General features: G+C 35.9%; 13 protein-coding genes. 10 read left to right on the top strand and 3 right to left on the bottom strand.

What is annotated here, in order from left to right:
- The first annotated feature begins 19 nt into the window (after window positions 1–19).
- On the top strand, window positions 20–1591 hold the full coding sequence (locus IRZ99_RS07345; RefSeq protein WP_194656648.1) for a SusD/RagB family nutrient-binding outer membrane lipoprotein: 1572 nt from the start codon (window positions 20–22) through the stop codon (window positions 1589–1591).
- Window positions 1592–1991: 400 nt separating this feature from the next.
- On the opposite strand, the gene IRZ99_RS07340 is transcribed toward IRZ99_RS07345, so the two are convergent.
- From IRZ99_RS07340 to IRZ99_RS07330, 3 genes are all read right to left on the bottom strand, one after another.
- Window positions 1992–2960 (bottom strand): M20/M25/M40 family metallo-hydrolase, encoded by a 969-nt coding sequence (locus IRZ99_RS07340; RefSeq protein WP_194656647.1) that lies wholly within the window; start codon window positions 2958–2960, stop codon window positions 1992–1994.
- A gap of 70 nt (window positions 2961–3030) precedes the next feature.
- A complete protein-coding gene (locus IRZ99_RS07335) occupies window positions 3031–4362 on the bottom strand; it encodes an alpha-L-fucosidase (RefSeq protein WP_194656646.1) in 1332 nt (443 codons plus the stop codon).
- A 107-nt stretch (window positions 4363–4469) separates the two neighbouring features.
- The gene (locus tag IRZ99_RS07330) at window positions 4470–6143 is read right to left on the bottom strand and encodes a GLPGLI family protein (RefSeq protein WP_194656645.1); all 1674 of its coding nucleotides are present in this window, start codon (window positions 6141–6143) and stop codon (window positions 4470–4472) included.
- A 350-nt stretch (window positions 6144–6493) separates the two neighbouring features.
- Here IRZ99_RS07330 and IRZ99_RS07325 point away from each other — a divergent pair, with 350 nt between their 5' ends.
- From IRZ99_RS07325 to IRZ99_RS07285, 9 genes are all read left to right on the top strand, one after another.
- Window positions 6494–7234: a GntR family transcriptional regulator gene (locus tag IRZ99_RS07325; RefSeq protein WP_194656644.1), complete on the top strand. Its 741-nt coding sequence runs from the start codon at window positions 6494–6496 to the stop codon at window positions 7232–7234.
- A 71-nt stretch (window positions 7235–7305) separates the two neighbouring features.
- Entirely contained in the window at window positions 7306–9087 is a 1782-nt protein-coding gene (locus IRZ99_RS07320; protein WP_194656643.1) for a class I mannose-6-phosphate isomerase, read from the top strand.
- A gap of 88 nt (window positions 9088–9175) precedes the next feature.
- Window positions 9176–10567 (top strand): sugar porter family MFS transporter, encoded by a 1392-nt coding sequence (locus tag IRZ99_RS07315; protein ID WP_194656642.1) that lies wholly within the window; start codon window positions 9176–9178, stop codon window positions 10565–10567.
- Between the two features lie 27 nt (window positions 10568–10594).
- Window positions 10595–12976, top strand: coding sequence for a GH92 family glycosyl hydrolase (locus IRZ99_RS07310; protein ID WP_194656641.1), 2382 nt, complete (start codon window positions 10595–10597; stop codon window positions 12974–12976).
- A 47-nt stretch (window positions 12977–13023) separates the two neighbouring features.
- Window positions 13024–14313, top strand: coding sequence for a hypothetical protein (locus tag IRZ99_RS07305; RefSeq protein WP_194656640.1), 1290 nt, complete (start codon window positions 13024–13026; stop codon window positions 14311–14313).
- Between the two features lie 302 nt (window positions 14314–14615).
- Entirely contained in the window at window positions 14616–17546 is a 2931-nt protein-coding gene (locus IRZ99_RS07300; protein ID WP_194656639.1) for a glycoside hydrolase family 2 protein, read from the top strand.
- 333 nt (window positions 17547–17879) lie between these two features.
- A complete protein-coding gene (locus IRZ99_RS07295) occupies window positions 17880–20036 on the top strand; it encodes a glycoside hydrolase family 3 N-terminal domain-containing protein (protein ID WP_194656638.1) in 2157 nt (718 codons plus the stop codon).
- A gap of 108 nt (window positions 20037–20144) precedes the next feature.
- Entirely contained in the window at window positions 20145–22403 is a 2259-nt protein-coding gene (locus IRZ99_RS07290) for a GH92 family glycosyl hydrolase (RefSeq protein ID WP_194656637.1), read from the top strand.
- 322 nt (window positions 22404–22725) lie between these two features.
- Complete coding sequence (locus tag IRZ99_RS07285) at window positions 22726–23631, top strand: metallophosphoesterase (RefSeq protein WP_194656636.1); 906 nt, start codon at window positions 22726–22728, stop codon at window positions 23629–23631.
- Window positions 23632–23698: the final 67 nt, after the last annotated feature.

Raw genomic sequence — 23698 nt, 5'->3', positions numbered from 1 at the left:
AATTAAAAAAATAGATAACATGAGAAAATTATTATATATATCATTAGCAACAGCAGCAATTTTTCTGGGCTCTTGTTCAGATGAGGATTTTGCAGATGCTTATAGAGATCCATCTACTGTAACACAGACAACTGTGCCTAAACAGTATGCAGGATTTATGAAAATTAACTTTGAGGATGTAATTCCGGCATATTGGAATTATTTTACAGTTCTAAGATCAACTTCTCTAAGTTATACACAAGGTCACGGATTTACTAATATCACTGGACGTTACGTTCCAGGTGCAGCTGTAAATGACAGATGGAGCAGATATTACAAATTTATTACCCAATACAGAGAGTTGGAAAAAGTTATGGCATCTTTGTCTCCAGGAGATCAGGCAGCTAACAGAATCTTCACAGTAACTTCAACGATTTACTTGTACGATCATACTGCAAAAATGATCGATAATTTTGGAGATATTCCTTTCTCTGAAGCAGGTAAAATCAGCTCGACAGGTGGAGATTATACTTTAGCATTAGCTAAGTATGACAATCAGACAGAACTTTATGTGAAGATGCTGGATGATTTGAAAGCTTTTTCTACTGAACTAAATACAATAACTTTAAATGAGGGAATAGAAACATCATTCAAGAATCAGGACCTTATAAACAAAGGAAATCTGGTAATGTGGAAAAACTATTGCAATTCTTTGCGTTTGAAATTACTGAACAGAGTTTCTGCTGTCCCTGCCTTTACTGCAAGAGCCAATAGTGAAATTGCTGAAATTATTGCTGAAGCGAAAATTGTAGATGAAAGTGCAGAAAATATTGCATTTAAAGTGTATACTCAGGATACAGATTTAGATACTTCTGGATTCTTTGATGCTTTAGAAGCAGCAGGTTATAATAACAATCTTGCTCCAAAACCTATGATTGACCATATGAATGCGAATAGTGATCCTCGTGAAGCCTGGTTGTTTGAAAAAGGAACAACAGCTACAGAATATACTGGACTTGATCCCGCATTAGGATCAGCAGCTCAGGATAATTTAATAAGCACAGGGAAAATTGCGATTTACAATAGATCTGTAATTAGTAGAAACGACTGGTTGCCAGGTACTTTGATCAATGCTGCGGAAGTTAACCTAATTCTTGCTGAGTATTATGCAAGAAGTGGAAATGCTGCTACAGCAAAAACACATTTTGAGAAAGCTATCAGACAATCTATCGAATATTACGTAAGATTAGGTGATAAAGCAGATGACACTCAATTTAAGCCAACTGTTGAACCAACGACGGCAGAAATTGATGCATATATTGCTAAAATTAACTTTGCAGGAGCTACAACACCTGTAACTCAATTGGAATTGATTGCTTTCCAAAAGTATATTCATTACAATATCATGCAGGTTGATGAATCTTGGGCTGAGCAAAGAAGATTAAAATTACCAGCTTTAACTTTCATGGAAGACGAAACAAGTCCTACTAGAAAAACGCCGCCAACACGTTGGACTTATCCAGCTTCTGAAAGTATTTATAATACAGATAATTACAATGCAGTTAAGGATAAAAATACTTTAGGGACCAAAATTTTCTGGGACGTAAAATAAGCTCCTTATAGATTAATATTTTGTTATTAGTGAGAAACCCCAAAGTCCCGAAATTTCTGGACGATGGGGTTTCTCTATTAATGTCAAATATCAATATCAATGGCAAATGTCAATGGCAAACGTCAATGTCAAACGTCAATGGCAATTTCAATGTAAATAGCAATGACAATTACTGTAAATAGCAATAACAATTGGTAATAAGACAGAGCTTGAAGCTTTATTTGATAGTAGTAAGATATTTTTTAAATATTGAAAACTATATTCCATAAAAAAAATCGACGAATTTGCAGTTTATTTCACTGCAGTTCGTCGATTTTTTATTTTAAAGATTCTATGCTGTTTTTTGTTGACGATTGCTCTAGAGAGCTAAAAAAGGCTCTTAAGGGAAAACGTTGTTGTTTTAATTTTGCTTGATAAAAGTTAGCGGTTGATTGTAATTAGCAATTGCACTTAAAGCATTATAAATGTATCTGCTAACTAAAATGCCTCCTTCGCTGTTAATTAAAGCAGTATCATCTTCAGGTGTATGATACTGGGGATGCCCTCCTGTGTGTAATCCTATGGCTGAAATGTCATTTTTATAAAAAGTAACGTGATCAGAACCACCTACATCTCCGGCAAAAACAATTGGATTTAATCCGCTGCCTTCGCCTAGTTTTTTCATCAGTTCGACACCGCCCGGAAAAGTTCCGGCACCGCCCATATAAAGCTCTTTCTTATCGTTTAAGCGACCCACCATATCCATGTTAATCATCACTTTTACCGCATTTTTAGCTACAGGAAGATGGTTAACAAAATACTTTGAACCCAATAAGCCTTCTTCTTCCGCACTAAAGGAAATAAAAATAATACTTCTTTTAGGTGCTGTTTTTTTGTGATGAAACTCTTCTAAAATGGATAAAAGAGCCGAAACTCCTGAAGCATTATCATCTGCTCCATTATGAATGGCAAGCGTATCTTTTTTCTTGCTGCCGGAACCTTTTCCGCCCCAGCCCCAATGATCATAATGTGCTCCAATTACGATATATTCTTTTTTTAGATTTTCATCAGAACCTTCAATATATCCTACAACGTTTTGAGTTGATACACTATCTGATTTCATTTTGTTGATATCGGGTTTTATGAAGATTTTAAAAGGCTGATAATAGTTGTCGTTAAATTTTTTCAAGCCATATTTTTTAAAATATTTCCTGATGTAAGCCGCCGCTTCGTTATTGCCTTTTGTTCCGGCAAGACGCCCTTCTAATTTATCTGAAGCTAAATAAGTATCATGTTTAAGAAATGTTTCAGATGAAAATGTTGATTGCGCGGTTCCCTTTTCAGTGGCAATAAAAGCTACAACAGAGAGGAAAAGAGTTTTTTTAAACATGTAATTAATCATTAATTTATTGAAATAAAATAGAAACCCATAAGGTTTGGATTCTTATGGGTTGTAAAATTTATTGTATTTGCATTTCGATTATCGTATCGATTGCATCGATTTTGGTGCCATCAAGGTACACAAAAGTACCTTCAGGTTGTTGTTTGAATTTCAGTTCTTTTTTACTGTCCATTAAATAACATTTTTTGATTTTTTGTTTCATCTCAGGAATAAAAATATATTCAGCCTGTTTTGGTGTTTTTATAATGTGCGCAAACAGGGTTTTGTCTTTCGCAGTAAATACCCCCCAATCTTGCTGTGGCATTACATTGCCTCTTGTTCCGTATATACTTTTTCCATTTTTATCCATCCAAATTCCCATTTCTTTCAATGTTGCAACAAATTCAGGTTGAATTGTTCCGTCTGCCATCGGCCCGACATTCAAAAGAAAATTAGCATTTAAACTTGCAGCATTAATCATATAATGCAGTAAATCTTTAGTCGATTTGTATTTTCTGTCGTTGATGTCAAAACCCCATGAATTGTTCATCGTTTCGCAGGTTTCCAAAGGCAATTGAGAAACAGATTGTCCTCCAAATCCAGTTGTGTTTCCTCCTGGTAAATCTTTTTCAAAGGCTTGAAAATCTTCTCCTTGTATCGGTAAAAGATGGTGGTTGTTTGAAATCAGACAGTTAGGCTGAAGAGAGTGAATCAATTTGTAAATTTCATCATAATGCCAGTTTACTTTAGACGATAATGTTTTATCCGTATCGTTATCCAATTGATCCCAATGTCCGTCAAACCAAATTCCGCCAATTTCTCCGTAATTGGTAAGTATCTCCGTTAATTGCCCTTTCATGAATCGAATGTAACTTTCCCAATCACTTTTGGCAGTTCTTCCTGTTCCTTTTCCGGTTTTTCCTGTTTCGTATTGATAGTCGGTTCTTGTCCAGTCTAAAAGTGAATAATAGCAGAATAATTTGATTCCTTCTTTATGGCATTCGTCAGCCAACTCTTTTAATAAATCTCTTTTGAAATGTGTATTTGTGATTTTCCAATCGGATAATTTGGTATCGAAATTACTGAAACCGTCATGGTGACGTGTAGTAAAAGTGATGTATTTCATTCCGGCCGCTTTAGCAGTGCCAACCCATTTTTTGGCATCAAAATCCTGAGGGTTAAAAACATTAATCAGTCTTCCGTATTGCGTTACTTTGATATTTTCATTGTTCATGACCCATTCTCCGTGGCCAAGAACACTATAAGGACCAAAGTGAATGAACATTCCGAATTTATCATCCTGAAATTCTTTTCTGTTTTTTAGGTTTCCTTCAGTGGGAGTGTAGGTTTGTGCCAACATTTTTAGGCAACTCATCGAGAAGAACAGCAGGAAAAGTGTGGTTTTTTTCATGTTTTTTTTAAGTTAGGTGGTTTGATAGTAACGTTTTAATCGTTTTTGAAATTTAAAAATATAAAGCCTTAAATAGTAAGTCGATATTATCTAAATTTAATTATCAATTACCTTTCTCCAATCAAAAATCCGGATACATTCCAGGCGCTGCTACTTGTTCCTTCTGGTTTACCAAGTGGAATTGATACGCGAATCGTGTGTTTTCCCGGTGAAAGATTTCCTAAATCAATAAGATTTGGATTGGTTGTAGTTCCCGGACACCAGTTGGAACGGCTTAAATCGGATGAAGATAATCCGCTGCCAAAATTCCCCGAAGCCGGATTACTCAATCGGTACGAACCACAATCGGTTCGCCATGGCGTAAATCCAAAGACTTCTTTTCCATCGATAAGAATACTATTTTTTTTCTGTAGAAATTCATCGCCATTATCCCAGCCTCCGTGGCCGGTTGTAGTGTAACTCAATTTGAAATTTTTATAACCTTCGGGTGCATCAAAAGTCATTTCCAATCCTTTTTCGTTGTCAAACATCGTAGCATATTCTTGTCCTGCCATTTCCATTACGTTAACCGTATTGAAAAGCGGTAAAATAAAATCGCCTTTACGATTGTTATCTTCGCCTTGGTGAATAGAAATATTCAAACTTGCCTTGTGTCCGCCCGCATCATAATTTCCAATAAACATTCCGATATATACTTCCTGATTACTCAATTTTGGCTGTAATGATGAAATATCCTGACGATAGAAAACGCTATCCTGCCAAACCTTGTTTTTTTGCTGTAAATAGTTGAAATGCTTCACACCAAAAGGAGTAAAGAAACGCATCAATTCCAATAAAGGTGTGTATTCATTTGTTGCTACAACACCCTGGTATTTTTTACCATTTCCATTTTCATAAACAGGCAATGTGTTGACTCCATTTTTTAATCCATCTAAAAAAGAGCTTTTTTTGTCCATTGGAATCATAAAAACGGATCCGGTTCTGTCGTAAGCATCACCATTTGATTGTTGGGTTACATCGACATAAACAGAACTACCTTTTTTAATTTCAGGGAATTTTACTTTTCGAACAATTACGGTACCGCTTGCGTATCTAAAAATGCTGTCATTCGATTTGGCATCACCTACAAAATGAATTTGTTCTTTGTCGAAAACAGAGATATTTACAAATCGGCTTTTCCATAAAAGATCTTTATAAGTCAATTGATCGACTTCAGAAACCTTTGGTAGGGTTAAAATTGCTGGTATCGTTTTTAAATTCTCAATTTTAGTAGCTGTCATAGAGCTGTTCCCGTTACGAATGGTTTCCAAAACTAAACCTAGATCCTGACCCAGAACACTTGGTCCGCCTTTTAGCCCCAATTCGTTGGTATACCAAATTTCTATTTTATTGGAGTTTACGGTGGTTATCGCTTTTTTACAGGTGAAATTCAGGATTTTTTTGGTCTCATCTGTAAGTTCAAATTTTTGTTTTCCCAAAGCTTCAGCATCGTGGTTCAGAATCGATTTGCCTGCTTTTAGATTTGCTAATTGGGAAATGGTTTTAGAATCAAAAGCCACAAAAGTCTGTTCGAAAGGAAAATCCGCTTTTTGTTGGATGATTTTCTCTGTTGTGATCAGACTCAAATCTTTAGACGTATATAAAAACAGTGGATCCTGATTTGGGATTATTTTTCCATTAGAACTTCTTTGGTACGTAACTTTAATTGCTTTAGTAGTCTTCTGTGCAAAAGTCAAAGAGATAAGACAAAAGGCAAAGCATGTAAATAAAATTTTCTTCATGTTATGATTTTGGTTGTTTAAGCGTATCGTCAATGTTACTAAATCGATTTAATAGAAAAACAAATAAAAAAACAGTGTTATTAAGTTTTAGCATTAAAAAATTGGGAAATACAATTGATTATGAGATGGTTTTATAAAAAGCTAAGATAGAAATTTTTGAGTTGTATTAGGAACATACTATTTCTTTTTTGATAAAATTACAGTGATTTTGATCTCAGTGCTTGATAATCAGTTATTTTGCTATATCGTTTTAGTAAATATCGTTATTGTTTAAAATCAGCTGCTTACATTTTTATTGAAATATTTTTTTGTTTAAATAAAAAAACTACATTTGTCATATGTATGAACATATGAACAAAATACCGTTATTAGATCACGACAGTAAAATTCCGTTGCACAAACAAGTAGAGGAATTATTACGTGAACTAATCAAACATCCCGATTTTAAGGATGGTGAATTATTTCCGAAAGAAGTGGATTTGGCCAAACGTTGGGGGATTTCCCGCAACACACTGCGTCAGGCGATTGCTATTTTGGTAAACGAAAAACTATTAGTCAGAAAAAAAGGTTCAGGCACCAGAGTTTCGCAAAGCAGAATTACCACCAATCTGAACAATTGGATGAGTTTTACGCATGAGATGGAGGATATGGGACTGGAATTTAAGAACCTTTCCTTGCATGTAGAAATGGTTCAGGCCACTGCTAAAATTGCTAAACATTTGCAAATTAATGAAGGAGATGAAGTGCTGCTTTTACAACGTACCAGGAGTATAGACGACAGTCCGATGGTTTATTTTGAATCTTATTTTCATCCCAGAATTGGCCTTTCAATTGATGAGAATTTCGAAACTCCTTTGTATGAAATTCTGGGGAATAAATACAATGTGGTTCCGGTGTATTCTCAAGAAGAACTTAAAGCTATTGCGGCCGGTAAACGAATTGCTGGTCTTCTTAAGATTGAAAAAGACCAGCCTGTTTTAGAAAGGAAAAGGGTAGTATTAGATACCGCCAGAAAGCCAATCGAATATAATATTTGTTATTACAGAAACGACTGGTTTACCTACACTATAGAGATTAAACGCACAATTTAAATACAGTAATTCATTAGCATAAATCAAATAAGATTTTCTGTGGAGAACATTTTAGAAAACACAAATCACAAATGAAGCAAACAATTCAGACTCAAAGGAAAACTTCACAGCCTTTATTACCCATAAATGCAATTGTTAAAACAAATGCGGAATACAATGTTTTTCCATCATTCAGCACAAATTCTGAGATTTTCACAGGATTTAGATCGTTGGCAAATGCTATTTCTAAGCAAAAAATAGTTGTTATTGACGGATTTGGCGGCGTGCTGTGGGAAAATTTTAGAAGCCATTTGAATGCCGTTTTGGTTGAGAAAAATTTGAATGTCCTTTGGTCAGATATTAATTCCTGTTTGAAATCATCGACAGAAATTAATGAAATGATTAAGCCCAATCTAAACGGAGATGATCCGGTTTTTGGTAAAAGATATTTGGGTGAACTTTCGGATTTTTTCGATAGTAAAAAATTGAATTCACTTCAGCCTGATACTACTGCTGATATTTGCATAGTTTACGGAACAGGAGCATCTTTAGCCAATTGGACAGGAAAATTGATTTATGTTGATGTTCCTAAAAATGAAATTCAATACAGAATGCGAGCAGGTTTAACCAAAAATATTGGTTGTACCGATACTTTGGCTTACACTCAAATTTACAAAAGATTATATTTTATTGAATGGCCAGTGTTAAATGCTCACAAAGCATCTTTACTGCCAAAAATAGATTTTATTATTGATGAACAGCGCATTAATGAAATTACCTGGATGCAGGGAACTGATTTTAGAAACGCGTTAGATTTGATGCTCGAAAGTCCGTTGCGTGCCCGCCCTTGGTTTGAAGCTGGTGTTTGGGGCGGTCAATGGATGAAAGAACATATTAAGGACCTGAATCAGGACGAGGTAAATTATGCCTGGTCGTTTGAATTAATAACTCCTGAAAACGGAATTGTCTTAGAAGGGAATAACCACTTATTAGAAGTTTCTTTCGATTATTTAATGTTTCAGGACAACAAGAAAGTATTAGGAAAAGCAGCAGCCCGTTTTGGAAATGATTTTCCAATTCGTTTTGACTATCTCGATACTTTCGACGGAGGAAATCTTTCGGTACAATGCCATCCGAGGCCAGATTATATCAGAGAAAATTTTGGTGAAACATTCACACAAGACGAGACTTATTATATTTTAGATTGTACCGATGATGCCGATGTTTATTTAGGATTTACAGAAGATATTAATCCGGAAGAATTCAAAAATGCTTTGATCGAATCGCAAGAGAAATCAGAAGCGATTGATATTGAAAAATACGTACAAAAATTCCAGGCGAAAAAACACGATTTATTCCTGATTCCAAATGGAACTATTCATGCTTCGGGGAAGAATAATATGGTTCTTGAAATAAGCAGCACCCCTTATATTTTTACTTTCAAAATGTACGATTGGGTTCGCCCGGGATTGGATGGGAAACCACGTCCAATCAACTTAGAGCACGGTTTTAAAAATGTTTATTTTGATAGAAAAGGCGAAAGGATAGTGGATGAATTTATTTCAAAACCAGTTGTCGAAGCAGCATTTTCGAATGGAATAAAAATAAGTCTTCCAACTCATGAAGATCATTTTTACGCCGTTGATCGTTACGAATTTACGGGTGAAATCGAAATCGAAACGTTTGGCCAATGCCACATCTGTATGTTGGTTGAAGGCGATATGGCCGAAGTATCCGCTGGAGAAAACATTCAAAAATTCAAATATGCAGAAACTTTTGTAATTCCGGCCAATGTTCCGAAATACAAGATTAATCACCAAAGCGATAAAAAAGCATTTGTTGTGGTTTCGTATGTAAAAGATAGCTGGTGTTAAAGCCGTAGAGTAACGTTAAATGAACCACCATTGTTGCTCTTTTACTATTACTATTAAAAATAATTTCTATTAATAACCAAAAACTTTTATGAAAACAAAAGGAACAAAATATTTTATATTTCTCATAACGCTTATAGCGGCATTAGGAGGTTTTTTATTCGGTTTTGATATGGCCGTTGTAAGCGGAATTATCGAACCATTAAAACTACAATACGGATTATCATCTGCTCAGGAAGGATTATTTGTTTCCTGTGCTTTATTAGGTTGTATTGTTGGTGTAGCTTTTTCAGGTTATCTCAGTGATAAAATCGGAAGAAAAAAAGTATTAGCAATCTCAGCCGTATTATTTTTAATCAGTGCCGTTGGTTTTGCCTTTTCGGAGGCTTATCCAATATTGATTTTGTTTCGTGTTTTGGCAGGTATGGGGGTTGGTGTAGCCTCAAATGTGTCTCCGCTTTATATTTCTGAAGTTGCTCCTTCACACAAGCGTGGACAATTAGTAGTGTTTTACCAACTCGCCATAACCATTGGAATTTTGGCTGCTTATATCAGTAATTTATTTTTGCAAAGATATGCTTCTTCACACGCTGGAGAGGGCGATGGATTGATACATTGGTTGTTTGTCGAAAATGTTTGGCGCGGAATGTTTCTTGTAGGTGTTATTCCCGCAACAGCATTTTGTCTGTTATTAATGATAGTTCCGGAAAGTCCGCGTTGGTTGGTACAATATGAAAAAAATGAAGAAGCCTTAGGTATTCTTACTAAAATTAACGGAGAAGAAACAGCACGATTAGAGTTGAACTCCATAAAAGAAATGGCGAATCAAAAATCAGGAGGTTACAAAGAATTATTGCGTATGCCATTACGTAAATTACTAACATTGGCTATGGTACTTACTGCTTTATCACAATTTAGCGGTATTAATGGTGTTATTTTTTATGGACCTACTATTTTAAAATCGGCAGGTATTGTGACCAGTGATGCACTGTTTTATCAGGTGATATTAGGATCGGCAAATATGCTTTTTACTTTTATAGCAATCTTTAAGGTTGATAGTTGGGGACGAAGACCTTTGTATTTAATAGGCTCTTTGTGTGCTGCTTTTGCATTGGCATTGACAGGCTTTTGTTTTCTGATGAATATAACAGGCTATTTCATGTTATTTAGCATCATTTTATTTCTTTTATTTTTTGCCTTTTCGCTTGGCCCATTAAAATTTGTGATCTCAACTGAAATATTCCCAACACATATTAGAGGAACAGCTTTGTCTATGTGTATCATGACAATGTGGGTTTCTGATTGGGTAGTGAACTTGTTGTTTCCTATGTTGAGAGATGGATTGGGCATTGCAGTTACATTTTTTATTTTCTCTTTCTTCTGTATTCTCTCTTTCGGATATGCCAAAAAGAAGTTGTTTGAAACCAAAGGAAAAAGTCTGGAGGAAATCGAGAAAGAATGGAATGCTGATTTGAAAGCATAAAAAATCAATGGAACTAAAATAAAATCAATGAAAACAATTTCAAGAATAGTTTCGCTGCTGGTAATGACCATTTTCTTTTTTTCGTGTTCAAAGAAAAAAGACAGTTTCAATCCGGCTTCCTGGGTAGATCCGCAAATTGGATCGGTACACGGACGTTGGTTTTTTTATACACCGGCTTCTTTGCCTTTTGGAATGGCAAAATTAGCGCCGCATACCAATGCTTACGGAAGTATAGGAAGTTGGGAACCTTGCGGTTATGATGATCGTCATACCTCGATTGAAGGTTTTGGTCATTTTCATGAATTCCAAATTGGTGGTTTGGTTGCCATGCCGGTAACAGGAAAATTGCAAACTACTCCCGGAACTTTAGAAAAACCGGAAACCGGCTATAGATCGACTTTTGATAAAAAAACCGAACACGCTGAGCCGGGTTATTATTCCGTTTTCCTGAAAGAATATGGAATTAAAGCCGAATTAACGGCAACGGAAAGAGTCGGTTTTCATCGTTATACTTTTCCTGAATCTAAACAATCACGTATCATTTTTGATATCGGTCATCGTCAGGGCGAAAGCAGCGGTGTGACAGAAGCGACAATGAAACTTTCAGGTAAAAATACATTAGAAGGAACAATCGAAACCTATCCTGAGTATTTGAAATTCTGCGATCCTGAAAAACGCGTGAAAATGTATTTTGTGATACGTATGAATAAAACACCTGAAAGTTATGGTTCATTTGTTGAAGATAAAACCTTTGATAATCAAGCTGAAACAAAAGGAATTGGAAACGGAATGTATGTGAATTTTGCGACCAAAAAAGGAGAAGTGGTGGAGATGCAGGTTGGACTTTCGTACACCAGTATTGAAAATGCAAAATTAAATTTGAAAGCGGAAGCAGATGGGCAAACTTTCGATGCCGTAAAGCAAATGGCACACGAAAAATGGAATGAAAAACTAGGGCGAATCACAGTTCAAACCAGGAATAATATCAATAAAGTAAAATTCTACACGGGTTTATATCACGCGCTATTAGGCCGTGGATTAGCAAGTGATGCAAATGGAAGTTATCCGAGAAACGATGGAAAAATTGGTCATATTCCTTTAAATGCAGACGGAAAACCAAAATACAATCATTACAATACGGACGGAATTTGGGGCGGATTCTGGAATCTGAGTCAGCTTTGGGCATTGGCATATCCTGATTATTTAAGCGAATACATTCAGTCGAATATTGATTTTGCAAAAGAAACAGGCTGGCTGCACGATGGAGTGGCTGCGGGCGCACATTCTAATGGTGTGCAAACGAATTGTTTCGGGTTGATGATTGCTTCGACATATAATTGTGGCATTCGCGATTTTAATGTAGAAGAAGCCTATAAGATTGCTTATAAAAATGAAACAGGCTACAGCGGTCGTCCATTTGGTTCAGGAAAATACGATCTGGCTTATTTTGTAAAAGAAGGTTATATTCCTTCAAAAGATACACTCTTGGCTAACGGATGGACATTTAATTTTGGAGCGTCACATACTTTGGAATTTGCTTACACTTCTTATGGCGTTGCGCAATTTGCAAAGGCTTTGGGTAAAAAGAACGATTATGATAAACTGATGAAACAAGCAGGAAACTGGAAAAATATTTTTGATCCGGAAACCAAATTCATTCGTCCAAAATATGAGAATGGTAAATTCATAGAAAAGTTCGACCCAATGCAGGCCTGGAGAGGTTTTCAGGAAGCAAATGGTTACCAATATACCTGGTATGTGCCACAAGATCCTGCGGGATTAATTAAAATTCTGGGTAAAGATTTATTTAACAAACGACTGGAAACAACATTTGAAGAAAGCCAAAAATCAACTTTTGGTGGCGGAAAAGGAGTGGACAGTTTCTCTGGATTGGAAATGCTTTATAATCACGGCAATCAGCCTTGTCTGCACCATTCTTTCCTGTTTAATTATTCAGGAAAACCCTGGCTGACACAAAAATGGTCGCGTACTATCTGCGATGAATTTTATGGCACAGAACCACTACACGGTTATGGATTTGGTCAGGATGAGGATCAGGGACAATTGGGAGCCTGGTTTGTAATGGCTTCAATGGGATTGTTCGATGTTCAGGGACATGCAGCAATGGACCCAACTTTTCAATTTGGAAGTCCATTGTTTGATAAAGTAACGATTAAACTGGATAAAAAATACTATGAAGGCAACGAATTGGTGATCGAAACCAAAAACAATTCAAAGGCAAACAGATATATTCAATCGGCTTCTTTTAACGGAGAAAAAGTTGAAAATGCCTGGATCTATCGCAAAAAACTAACAGATGGCGGCACTTTAATTTTTGATATGGGGGCAAATCCAAACAAAAAGTGGGGTATTAAAACACCACCGCCCTCGATGAGTACCAGTAAATAAAGAAATACTAACTTCTATATTCTAATCAAAACAATTTCGATTAACACATGAGAAAAATTCTTTCTTCAATAGCAAGTCTTGCATTTGTATTGACCACTATAGCACAACAAAAGCAGGTGATAGATAAGACATTATCAGATAAAATAAAAAACGATCAATACATGCCATTTGTAAAAAATAAGGCATTGGAAGTAATGAAAACAGGAGTAAATGCCGGCGATGGTTATCGCGAAGTCTGGATTCGTGACTACAATACTTTTATAGAATTGGCAGCGCAAGTCTCTAAAAAAGAAGATATAAAAGAAAATCTATTGGTGTTTTTCCGAATGCAGGGCGAGGATGGAAACATCATTGACGGCTATACGCCTAAAGAACAAATTGGTGCAGGCGAAACGGATTTCTCTTATTCAAAATTAGAACCAAGATATGCCGCTCATAAAAATACGGTCGAAACAGATCAGGAAACATCATTGGTACAAGCGGTTTACAAATACATTCAATTAACGGGTGACACCTCTATTTTGACAGAAAAAGTGGGAGATAAAACCGTTGCAGAAAGATTAGAGTGGTCAATGGATTTTTTAATGAAAAACCGTTACACTGCAAAATACGGACTAATTACCGGAGCAACAACGGCAGACTGGGGAGATGTACAGCCGGAAGAAGGTTATGGGGTTGATATAGATGGACATACTCATGTGGCCTGCGATATTTATGACAATGCAATGTTTATTGTGGCTCTGAATAACATGATGGAAATTATGCCATCAACTAAAAAGAAATGGGATAAAATCAGAAAAGACGTGGCAAAAAACACTCGCACTTATCTTTGGGATGCCAAAAAGCAAAAATACATTCCACATTTGTATTTGAATGGATCGCCTTTTCCTGCTGATTTTGATGAAGATAATATTTTCTATTTTGGAGGCACAACTGTAGCAATGGAAGCGGGCTTATTGAGTAAAAAAGAAGTAAAAGCTTCTTTAGACGAAATGGTAAAAAGAGTAAAAGAAGCGGGAGCGCCTTCTATTGGCTTAACGCTTTATCCTCCTTATCCTAATGGTTATTTCGTAAACAAAATTATGAATCCAGTTTACAGTTATCAAAACGGTGGCGACTGGACTTGGTTTGGAGCCAGAACGATTCAGCAATTAATTAAATACGGTTATGTTGAAGAAGCTTACAGAGAAGTGCAACCAATGTTGAAACGGGTAAAAGATAACAATGGTTTCTTTGAATGGTATTCCATAAAAAATGAGCCAAGAGGTTCAGGTACTTTCAGAGGCGAAGCTGGTGTTTTGTATACCGCAATTGTAATGTTTGAAAATCTGAAATAAGAAATAAAATTACCTAAAGGTGAAGTTGATAAAATAGCAAATCAATTTCACCTTTTTTGTTTTACTGGAATGAATACAAAAGCAAACATAAAGATTAAAGCCAATTCAAATTTCAAAGAATTAAAGAAAAAGTATCATATCCTTTTTTTGCCTCAAATTATATGAAAATGATTAAAATAGTTTAAGTATCCGTTAACGGAGCGTAGTTCCTCAACAAGTTTATGATGTAATTTCGAAAAAGTTTTTAAGAACAAAAAGAGATTAAAAGTAAAATTGATACTTACAATTAAACAGAATAATAAATGAAAAAGATTTTTGTATTTCTACTTTTCACAGTCATGGCTTCTGCCGTTAATGCGCAACAATTTATAGCAGAGGGCAGGAAGGCGCTCGCGGTAATTCCGTCAGAAACCAGTGCTGTACCAAAAGCTAAAGTCAGTTTAAACGGTTCTTGGGAAATAAGTATGAATCCGGGTAATGAGGTTTGGAAAAATGATTCAGGAAACTGGCAGAAAATTCAGGTACCAGGCGAGCCGGCGATGCAAGGCTTTAAAGTAGAAAACGACAAAGAATTCTTTTATAAAACAACAGTTAATGTTCCCGCGAGCGCGAAAAACAAAACGACTCTTATCCGTTTTAATGGTGTTTACAGTTATGCAAGGGTTTTTGTAAATGGTCATTTTGTGCGAGAGCATTTTGGAGGATTTACCGCCTGGGATGCCGATATCAGTGCATTTGTTGAACCCGGAAAACCTGCAATTGTCTATGTTGGCGTTACAGACAGAGCCGATGATATTTCATATGCTTCCGGTTATGCATTTCATCCTATTGGCGGAATATTGAGAGAAGTTCAATTGCTTGTAGTTCCTACTGATTATATCAATCGATTTTATGTGCAAACTGATTTTGAGAATGATTTTAAAGAAGCAAAACTTTCTCTTACTGTAGCCAAAAGCAAAGCCAAAGGGAATAGTAAAATTAAATTTCAATTGTATGACGCTAGTGGTAAAGCAGTTTTAAATCAGTCACAAACTTTTGATTTGGCAAATAATGGAGAAGGTAAATTTTCGGTTACTGTCTCAAATCCTATTTTATGGAATCAGGAACAGCCTTATTTGTATACGTTGAAAGCCGAATTAATTTCAGCTGGAAAATCAGAAGAAAAAATTGAACAGAAAATAGGTTTTAGAAAAGTTGCTGTAGACGGAAAAAGGGTGCTGGTAAACGGTCAGCCAATTAAACTTCGTGGGGGCTGCAGGCATGATATGCATCCTCTGTTAGGAAGAAGCACGAATCGATATTATGATAGTCTGGATGTTGCAATGGCCAAAAAAGCCAATTTGAATTTTATTCGTACCTCACATTATCCGCCTTCGCAGGACTTTCTGGAATTTGCTGACAAATATGGAATTTATGTTCAGGAAGAAACTGCTATTTGCTTTGTGAACGACTGGAGAGAAGGCGTTTATAAGAAATTAGGAGAAACCAGTAATGACCTTGCATTTACTTCAAGATATTTAGGACAGTTGAGCGAAATGATTGATCGTGACAGAAATCACGCAGCTGTTATAATGTGGTCAATAGGTAATGAAAGTGACTACGGAATTAATTTTCAGAAAGAATATGAATTCGTAAAATCTGTTGATTTGTCAAGACCAGTTTCGTGGTCATGGCCGGCGACTGCCTTTAAAGAAAATAAAAGATGTTTTGATATAGCTGTTGCACATTATCCCGATTTTAAAGGTAAAGACGAAGAAAATTTTGGGTTGGCAATTAAAAACATGGAACACGAAAGTTTGCCCTTATTAAGCGATGAGTGGGCGCACGTGGCCTGCTACAACACAACTTTATTAAAAGCTGATCCCAACGTAAAAGATTTTTGGGGGCAAAGTTTAGACCTAATGTGGGCCAATCGTTTTGATGTACCCGGAAATTTAGGTGGCGCTATCTGGGGAATGACAGATGAAACTTTTCACTTAAAAGACGGCGTAACAGGTTATGGACCATGGGGATTTATAGATGTGTGGCGAAGAGAAAAAACAGAATTCTGGAACACTAAAAAAGCGTATTCGCCTATTAGAGTTTTAAAAACAAAGTTTGAAAGCACAGAAGCAAATGCGTTCTTAAATGTTCCCGTTAAAAATAGATTTAACCATATTTCTTTAGATCAGATCCGATTGAAAATTACGATCAGCGGTAAAAGTTTTGATCAGCCAATGCCAGCCTTAAAACCACACGAAGAAGGAATAATCAAAGTGGCCATTAGCGACACAAATAATCCAGTTCTGTTACAGTTTTATGATTCGCAAAATAATCTGATCGATGAAGAGCAACTTACATTTAACAAACCAATAGCGCTACAAGCAAAAACACTTAAACTTAAATGGAATGTAAAAAAGACCGATAAATTAATTGCATTAGAAAGTGAGGGATTAACAGTAAAACTAGATGCTGTTACCGGAGAACTTTTAAGCTCTGAAATAAATGGAGAAAAAATAGTAACAGGAGCAACCAGAGTAATTGTAAATAAACCAAAACAACCGGATGCTTTTAAAGAGACGCCAGGTATCTATTCAGGTGAATACAAAGTCAAAAGTGCAATGGTAAATACGGATGATAAAAGTATAGTTACAGTTACATCTGAAGGTACAATAGATGATTATCCTGTAAAAATGACGACTGTTTACCAGGCCGATGGCACAATAAATATAGAGTATGAGATAGAGAATGTTCCGGAGTACACTTGGCAAATAGGATTGGCTTTGCCAGTAGCGAATACTTTTGAAACTATAGAATGGAAACGAAAAGGATATTGGAGTACTTATCCGTCGAATCATGTTTCCGCTAATGAAGGTAAAGCCAAACGTTTTTCAGATATAAAAGAAACCTACCGCGTTCAGCCTGCTTATGATGTTTCGCAAGGTATGTATGATTATTATTTAAAAAGCACTATTGATCCTGCAAAAGCAGATATGAAGGGAACTGAAATGTACAGAGGAACAAAAGAGAATATTTTGTCTGTGGATTTGACTTCAGGAAATAAAAAAATTGAAGTGATTTCAAATGGATTGCAAGCTGCAAAAATGAATATCCTGGAATCAGGTCAGCAGGAATTGCTGATTATGGATAAATCAGATTACTGGAGTTTGAGCTGGGGAAATTTTGCGGGTACCAAAAACAATTCGAAAAGTTTAAAAGGAATAGCAATTGTAAAATTAGTTCAAAAAAAATAAGCAGTTTGAATATCTCATTTAGGAGAATATCTGAATAAAAAATTGTAATAAAGTGGATTGGTTAATGCTAAAAAAGGGATATTTCTTATGAAGTATCTCTTTTTTTTCTTTAGTAGAAGGGCAAATAATAATTAAATAAAGATAATATCGACCTATTATATAAACAGAAGTAATTATATCTTTAAATTTCTAAAAATAATACAAATTTGGCAGCAAATAGGCAAGAATGATTTTTGGCTTGTCAGGAAAAAATTTGTTTTTAAAGCATCCTATTTTTTAGTTTTAATATAATTATATATGAAAATGAATTGTTTAAGAAGCTACAAGTTTATAATGATTTTTTGTTTTTCTGCTGGAATAATGCAGGGCCAGCAAAAAACGGTTGCTTATAAAAATCAGAATTTACCCGTCGACAAAAGAGTTGAAGATTTACTGAAACAATTGACTACGGAGGAGAAAATTTCTTTGTTGGGATTTGAAAGCAAAGCGATAAAAAGATTAGATATTCCACAATACAATTGGTGGAACGAATCTTTACACGGCGTAGCGAGAGCAGGAAAAGCGACTGTTTTTCCGCAAGCTATTGGAATGGCGGCTTCTTTTAATGATGAGTTGTTGAATGAAGTGGCAAACGCAATTTCAACCGAAGCAAGAGCGAAGAATAATATGGCTGTAGCCAAAGACCGTCGTTTGCAATATATGGGACTGAATTTTTGGTCACCAAACATAAATATTTTCAGGGATCCACGTTGGGGAAGAGGACAGGAAACCTATGGTGAAGATCCTTTTCTTACCGGAAAAATGGGAACAGCTTACATCAAAGGTTTGCAGGGAACAGATCCAAAATACATGAAAACAGCGGCTTGTGCTAAACATTTTGCCGTACATAGCGGGCCTGAGAAAACCAGACATTCTATTGATGTAATTGTAGATGAAAAAGATTTAAGAGAAACGTATTTGTACGCTTTCAAAAAATTGGTTGATGCAAAGGTTGAAACCGTAATGTGTGCGTACAATAGAGTGAATTCTGAACCTTGCTGCACCGGAAAAACATTACTTCAGGATATTCTAAGAAAAGAATGGAAATTCGGCGGACATGTAGTAACCGATTGTTGGGCATTACAGGATATTTACGAAGGACACAAAACATTACCAAACAGTGTAGTTGTTGCTGCTGAAGCCATAAAAAGAGGCGTAAATATGGATTGCAGCGGGTTGTTGCAAAAAGATGCTATCAATGCCTTAAACCAAAAATTAATTACCACTAAAGATATTGATAATGCGTTGGCTCCAACTTTACGCACCCAGTTCAAACTTGGGTTTTATGACAAACCGGAAGATAATCGGTATCGAAAATATGGTATTGACAGTATAGCAAATTCTTACCACAGAAATCTTAGCCGAAAAATGGCCGAGCAAAGTATGGTTTTGTTGAAAAATGGAGAAGTAGGTGAGAAGAAAACAAAGTTACTGCCTCTGAAAAAAGAGAATTACAAATCGCTGATGGTAGTAGGGCCAAATGCAGGTTCTTTGGATGCTTTGTTAGGGAATTATCACGGAATTACAGATAAAGCTGTAAATTTTGTTGAAGGAATTGCCGGCGCAGTTGATCCTGACACTCGTATAGAGTACGATATGGGTTGTGATTTTACGGATACAACCAATTTTGGTGGAGTTTGGGCAGCTTCTATGGCTGATGCAACGATTGCCGTAATTGGTTTTACACCGGTTTATGAAGGCGAAGAAGGGGATGCTTTTTTGGCTGACGGAAAAGGGGATAGAAAAAATATGGATTTGCCAGCTTCGCATATTGCCTATATTAAAGCACTGCGAAAAGGAACTAAAACTCCTCTTATAGCGGTAATCACCGGAGGAAGTGCTGTTGATATTTCAGCAATTGAACCTTATGTTGATGCGATTGTTTTTGCCTGGTATCCGGGAGAACAGGGTGGAACAGCTTTGGCAAATCTTCTTTTCGGAAAAGTATCTCCATCAGGACATTTACCAATTAGTTTTTATAAATCTTTTAGCGATTTACCTGATTATAACAGCTATGCGATGGCCGGCAGAACTTATCGTTATTTCGATAAAGAAGTACAATATCCTTTTGGTTTTGGATTAAGCTACACCACTTTTGGGTACAATTGGGTTCAGAAACCGGAAAACACCAAAACGTCTTCTGATAAAATTTCAATGCAAATAAAAATTGAAAATACTGGAGATTATGATGCTGATGAAGTAGCTCAGGTTTATATTGAATATCCAAATATAGACAGAATGCCATTAAAAGAATTAAAGGCTTTTAAAAGAGTATCTATTGCTAAAGGAAATTCTAAAACAATTACGTTGGAAATTCCATTGTCAGAACTTCAAAAGTGGGATGATACTAAAAAACAGTTTAAAATTTACGAAGGACAATATAAAGTGAAAATCGGTTCGAATTCGAGAGATATGATGTTGAAAACGGGTTTTGAAATTTTGAAATTTTGAAATAGAGAATAGAGAATAGAGAATAGAAAATAGAGAATAGAAGAAAGAAGAAAGAGGCAAGAGGCAAGATTTTTATCGCTTTGCTCTTTATATAATAACAGAAGAAAAATGAAAAGAAAATTTAAATCAGCATTTTTTGCAATTTTAGGGGTTTGTACGCTGCAATTGCACAGTCAGGTTTCTAAGCAAAATTTGACGCAATATGTAGATCCTTTTATTGGAACGGGATTTCACGGACATGTTTTTATGGGGGCGAATGTGCCTTTTGGGGCGGTTCAGTTGGGGCCGGTTAATATTTCACAAGGTTGGGATTGGTGTTCGGGGTACCATTATTCTGATCCAACGATTATCGGATTTTCGCACACGCATTTAAGCGGAACGGGAATTGGTGATCTTGGTGATTTTCTTTTTATGCCTGCAGTTGGTAAAATCAACCTTAAGAAAGGGACTGCTAAAGACATGGAAAATGGCTATATCTCCGGTTTTGATCATAAAGATGAAGTGGCTAAACCAGGTTATTATTCGGTTATTTTGAAGAAAAATGGAATCAAAGCTGAAATGACGGCTTCTGAAAGAGTGGGTTTTCAAAAATATACTTTTCCGGCTTCAGATAAATCGCATATCATTTTAGATTTAGTCGAAGGAATTGGCTGGGATAAAGCGGTTGATACGTACATCCATGTAAAAAATGATACTTTGATTGAAGGCTATCGTTTCTCAAAAGGCTGGGCAAATGACCAACGCATTTATTTCGCAGCAATTTTGTCAAAACCGGCAAAAAAAATTCAGTTGTACAACAGTACAAAAGAGATGATAAACAAAGTGGTTTTGGGTGACAGTGCCAAAGCCGTACTTCAATTTTCAACTTCAAAAGATGAAGTAATTAAAATTAAAGTTGTAATCTCGGCAGTGAGTACTGAGAATGCTTTAATGAACATTAAAAAAGAAATTTCAGGTTGGGACTTTGAAAAAACAGCAGCTCAGGCTGATGAAAAATGGAACAAAGAGTTGAATAAAATTTCGGTAAAATCGAATGATGAAGCCAAATTGAAAACATTCTACACCGCTTTATATCACACGATGATTGCCCCGTCTACTTACAATGACAGTAACGGCGATTATTACGGCTCAGACAAACAGGTTCATAAGGCTGCAGGATTTACAAATTTGACGACTTTTTCTTTGTGGGATACATACAGAGGAGCAAACCCTTTGTTTACTTTAACACAGACGGAAAAAGTTTCGGATATAATCAATTCAATGTTGGCAATTTATCAGGAAACAGGCCATCTTCCGGTTTGGCATTTGATGGGGAATGAAACCTATTGTATGCCGGGAAACAGTGCCATTCAGATTGTGGTTGACGCTTATTTAAAAGGTATAAAAGGTATTAACGCAGAGTTAGCTTTTGAAGCGATAAAAGCAACCGCTATGCAGGATGATCGCGGATTGAACTTCGTGAAAAAAATTGGTTATATTCCGGCAGATAGTTTGAGAGAATCAGTAGCTATCGGAATGGAATATGCTATCTCTGACGGAGCAATTGCCATGATGGCTAAAAAAATGGGTAAAACCGAAGATTACAATTATTTCTATAACCGCTCAAAAGCCTATAAAAAATATTATGATGCTTCGACCACTTTTGTGCGTGGTAAAGTAAGCGATACGCAATGGAGAACACCTTTTGATCCGTTTAAATCGGCACACATGAAAGATGATTTTGCTGAGGGAAATGCGTGGCAATATACCTGGTTAGTACCTCATGATGTTGAAGGACTGATCGCAATGTTAGGAGGAGAAAAGCCTTTTGCAAAAAAACTGGATAATTTGTTTGTGGTGAAAGGAGATATGGGTGCTGAAGCGTCAAGCGATATTACGGGTTTGATTGGGCAATATGCACACGGAAACGAGCCAAGTCATCATATTACCTATCTCTATAATTTCGTAGGACAACCTTGGAAAACAGCGGAGAAAGTACGCTATATCGTTGATAATTTATACAGCGATAAACCAGACGGATTGTGCGGAAACGAAGATGTCGGCCAAATGTCGGCCTGGTATGTTTGGAGTACTTTGGGAATGTATTCTGTTAATCCTTTCAATGGGATTTATGTTATCGGCAGTCCAAGCATGGATGAGTCGGTATTGAATTTATCTGATGGAAAAAGTTTTACGATAAAAGCTTTAAACAACAGTCCAAAAAACATCTACATTCAAAAAGCAACCCTGAACGGAAAAGCATATACAAAAAGTTATCTGCTTCATTCGGACATCATGAAGGGAGGAGAATTGATTTTTACTATGGGTGAAAAGCCTTCTAAAACCTGGGGTGTTGCAGTTAAAGACAGACCTTATTCTGCCGAATAAATCTTTCTATTGAACACTACTCATTTTAAGTAGTAAAAAAATAATTGCTTAATTAATTCAAGTTGCTAGTTTAATAATTCAGGAATCTGCAAACTCAAAAAAAGATTAGGTATAATCCCTACGGGATATTTTTATCCGGCGGTTCTCTTTTTGTTACCAATATTTAAATCCTAAAGGATTATATCTCGTAGAGATTAAATATTGGTAACAAACAGTTAGAAGCAGATTATTTGTCCCATAGGGACTATACTTATAGAGTAATTCAAATTTTCAGGCAAACAATTTTGTAAAACAGTAACTTGAATTAATTATCAGATAGAAAATGAAAAGAAGAGAATTATTAAAATATATTGGTTTAACAGCAGGGACAGTTGCATTGAGTGGTTCGGCATCCATACTTTCGGCTGCTGAGAAAAATCCTAAATCGAAAAGAGTGCTGCGTATTGCACATATTACTGATGTGCATATCCGACCAGAAGAAAATGCACCGGAGCGATTTAAACAATGTTTAGAGGAAATCAAGAAACACAAAGTCGATTTTTTTCTGAATGGAGGAGATTCTATCTATGCTGCAGATTATGATAATATTACAAGAGAGAGAGTAAACGAATTATGGAAAGTTTGGAGCGAAACTACTAAAGAAATTAGTGATTTTGAAATGCACAGCTGTCTTGGAAATCATGATATGTGGTGGGCTGCTCCCGATAAACAAGATTCAATGTACGGAAAAGAGCATGTTGTAAAGCAACTTGGAATTCCAAATCGTTACTATAGTTTTGATAAAAAAGGATGGCATTTTATAATATTGGACAGTAATAATGGTGGTGGTTCTTTAGACGAGAAACAACGTTTATGGTTAGAAAAAGACTTGCAAGCTATTGCTGTTGGGACACCGGTTGTTTGTATGAGTCATTATCCTATTCTTGCCGTATGCACCCATGTCGATGGAGGAAACCACACCGATTCTATATACATCAGCGATCTTTTCTATAAACATAAAGACAAAAAAATCACTTGTATTAGCGGACATATTCATTTACTGGATGAAGCGGTTTACAATAATGTTCACTATTACTGCAATGGTGCTTTGAGTGGTTTTTGGTGGGAGCCAGGTGATAAAGATTCAGCCGGAAAGAGTTTTTATAAGCAAACGCCACCCGGTTATGCCATAATCGATTTGTTTGAAGACGGTTCGGTTAAAAATCAATATTTTCCTCATTCTTTTTAAATGCAATCACTTTTTAGAAAAAAAGGTAATTCCTAATTAAACAAGGGTAAAATTGAATTAATAATTA

Source organism: Flavobacterium sp. LC2016-12 (assembly GCF_015351595.1).
GTDB lineage: Bacteria > Bacteroidota > Bacteroidia > Flavobacteriales > Flavobacteriaceae > Flavobacterium.
This window is presented reverse-complemented; position numbering and strand designations above follow the sequence as displayed.

What these genes read in the sequence shown, in the direction of transcription:
- IRZ99_RS07305 (WP_194656640.1), top strand. Translation starts at nt 13,024, where the DNA reads ATGAGAAAAATTCTTTCTTCAATAGCAAGTCTTGCATTTGTATTGACC.
- IRZ99_RS07285 (WP_194656636.1), top strand. Translation starts at nt 22,726, where the DNA reads ATGAAAAGAAGAGAATTATTAAAATATATTGGTTTAACAGCAGGGACA.
- IRZ99_RS07290 (WP_194656637.1), top strand. Translation starts at nt 20,145, where the DNA reads ATGAAAAGAAAATTTAAATCAGCATTTTTTGCAATTTTAGGGGTTTGT.
- IRZ99_RS07300 (WP_194656639.1), top strand. Translation starts at nt 14,616, where the DNA reads ATGAAAAAGATTTTTGTATTTCTACTTTTCACAGTCATGGCTTCTGCC.
- IRZ99_RS07325 (WP_194656644.1), top strand. Translation starts at nt 6,494, where the DNA reads ATGAACAAAATACCGTTATTAGATCACGACAGTAAAATTCCGTTGCAC.
- IRZ99_RS07320 (WP_194656643.1), top strand. Translation starts at nt 7,306, where the DNA reads ATGAAGCAAACAATTCAGACTCAAAGGAAAACTTCACAGCCTTTATTA.
- IRZ99_RS07330 (WP_194656645.1), bottom strand. Translation starts at nt 6,143, where the DNA reads ATGAAGAAAATTTTATTTACATGCTTTGCCTTTTGTCTTATCTCTTTG.
- IRZ99_RS07340 (WP_194656647.1), bottom strand. Translation starts at nt 2,960, where the DNA reads ATGTTTAAAAAAACTCTTTTCCTCTCTGTTGTAGCTTTTATTGCCACT.
- IRZ99_RS07315 (WP_194656642.1), top strand. Translation starts at nt 9,176, where the DNA reads ATGAAAACAAAAGGAACAAAATATTTTATATTTCTCATAACGCTTATA.
- IRZ99_RS07310 (WP_194656641.1), top strand. Translation starts at nt 10,595, where the DNA reads ATGAAAACAATTTCAAGAATAGTTTCGCTGCTGGTAATGACCATTTTC.
- IRZ99_RS07345 (WP_194656648.1), top strand. Translation starts at nt 20, where the DNA reads ATGAGAAAATTATTATATATATCATTAGCAACAGCAGCAATTTTTCTG.
- IRZ99_RS07335 (WP_194656646.1), bottom strand. Translation starts at nt 4,362, where the DNA reads ATGAAAAAAACCACACTTTTCCTGCTGTTCTTCTCGATGAGTTGCCTA.
- IRZ99_RS07295 (WP_194656638.1), top strand. Translation starts at nt 17,880, where the DNA reads ATGATTTTTTGTTTTTCTGCTGGAATAATGCAGGGCCAGCAAAAAACG.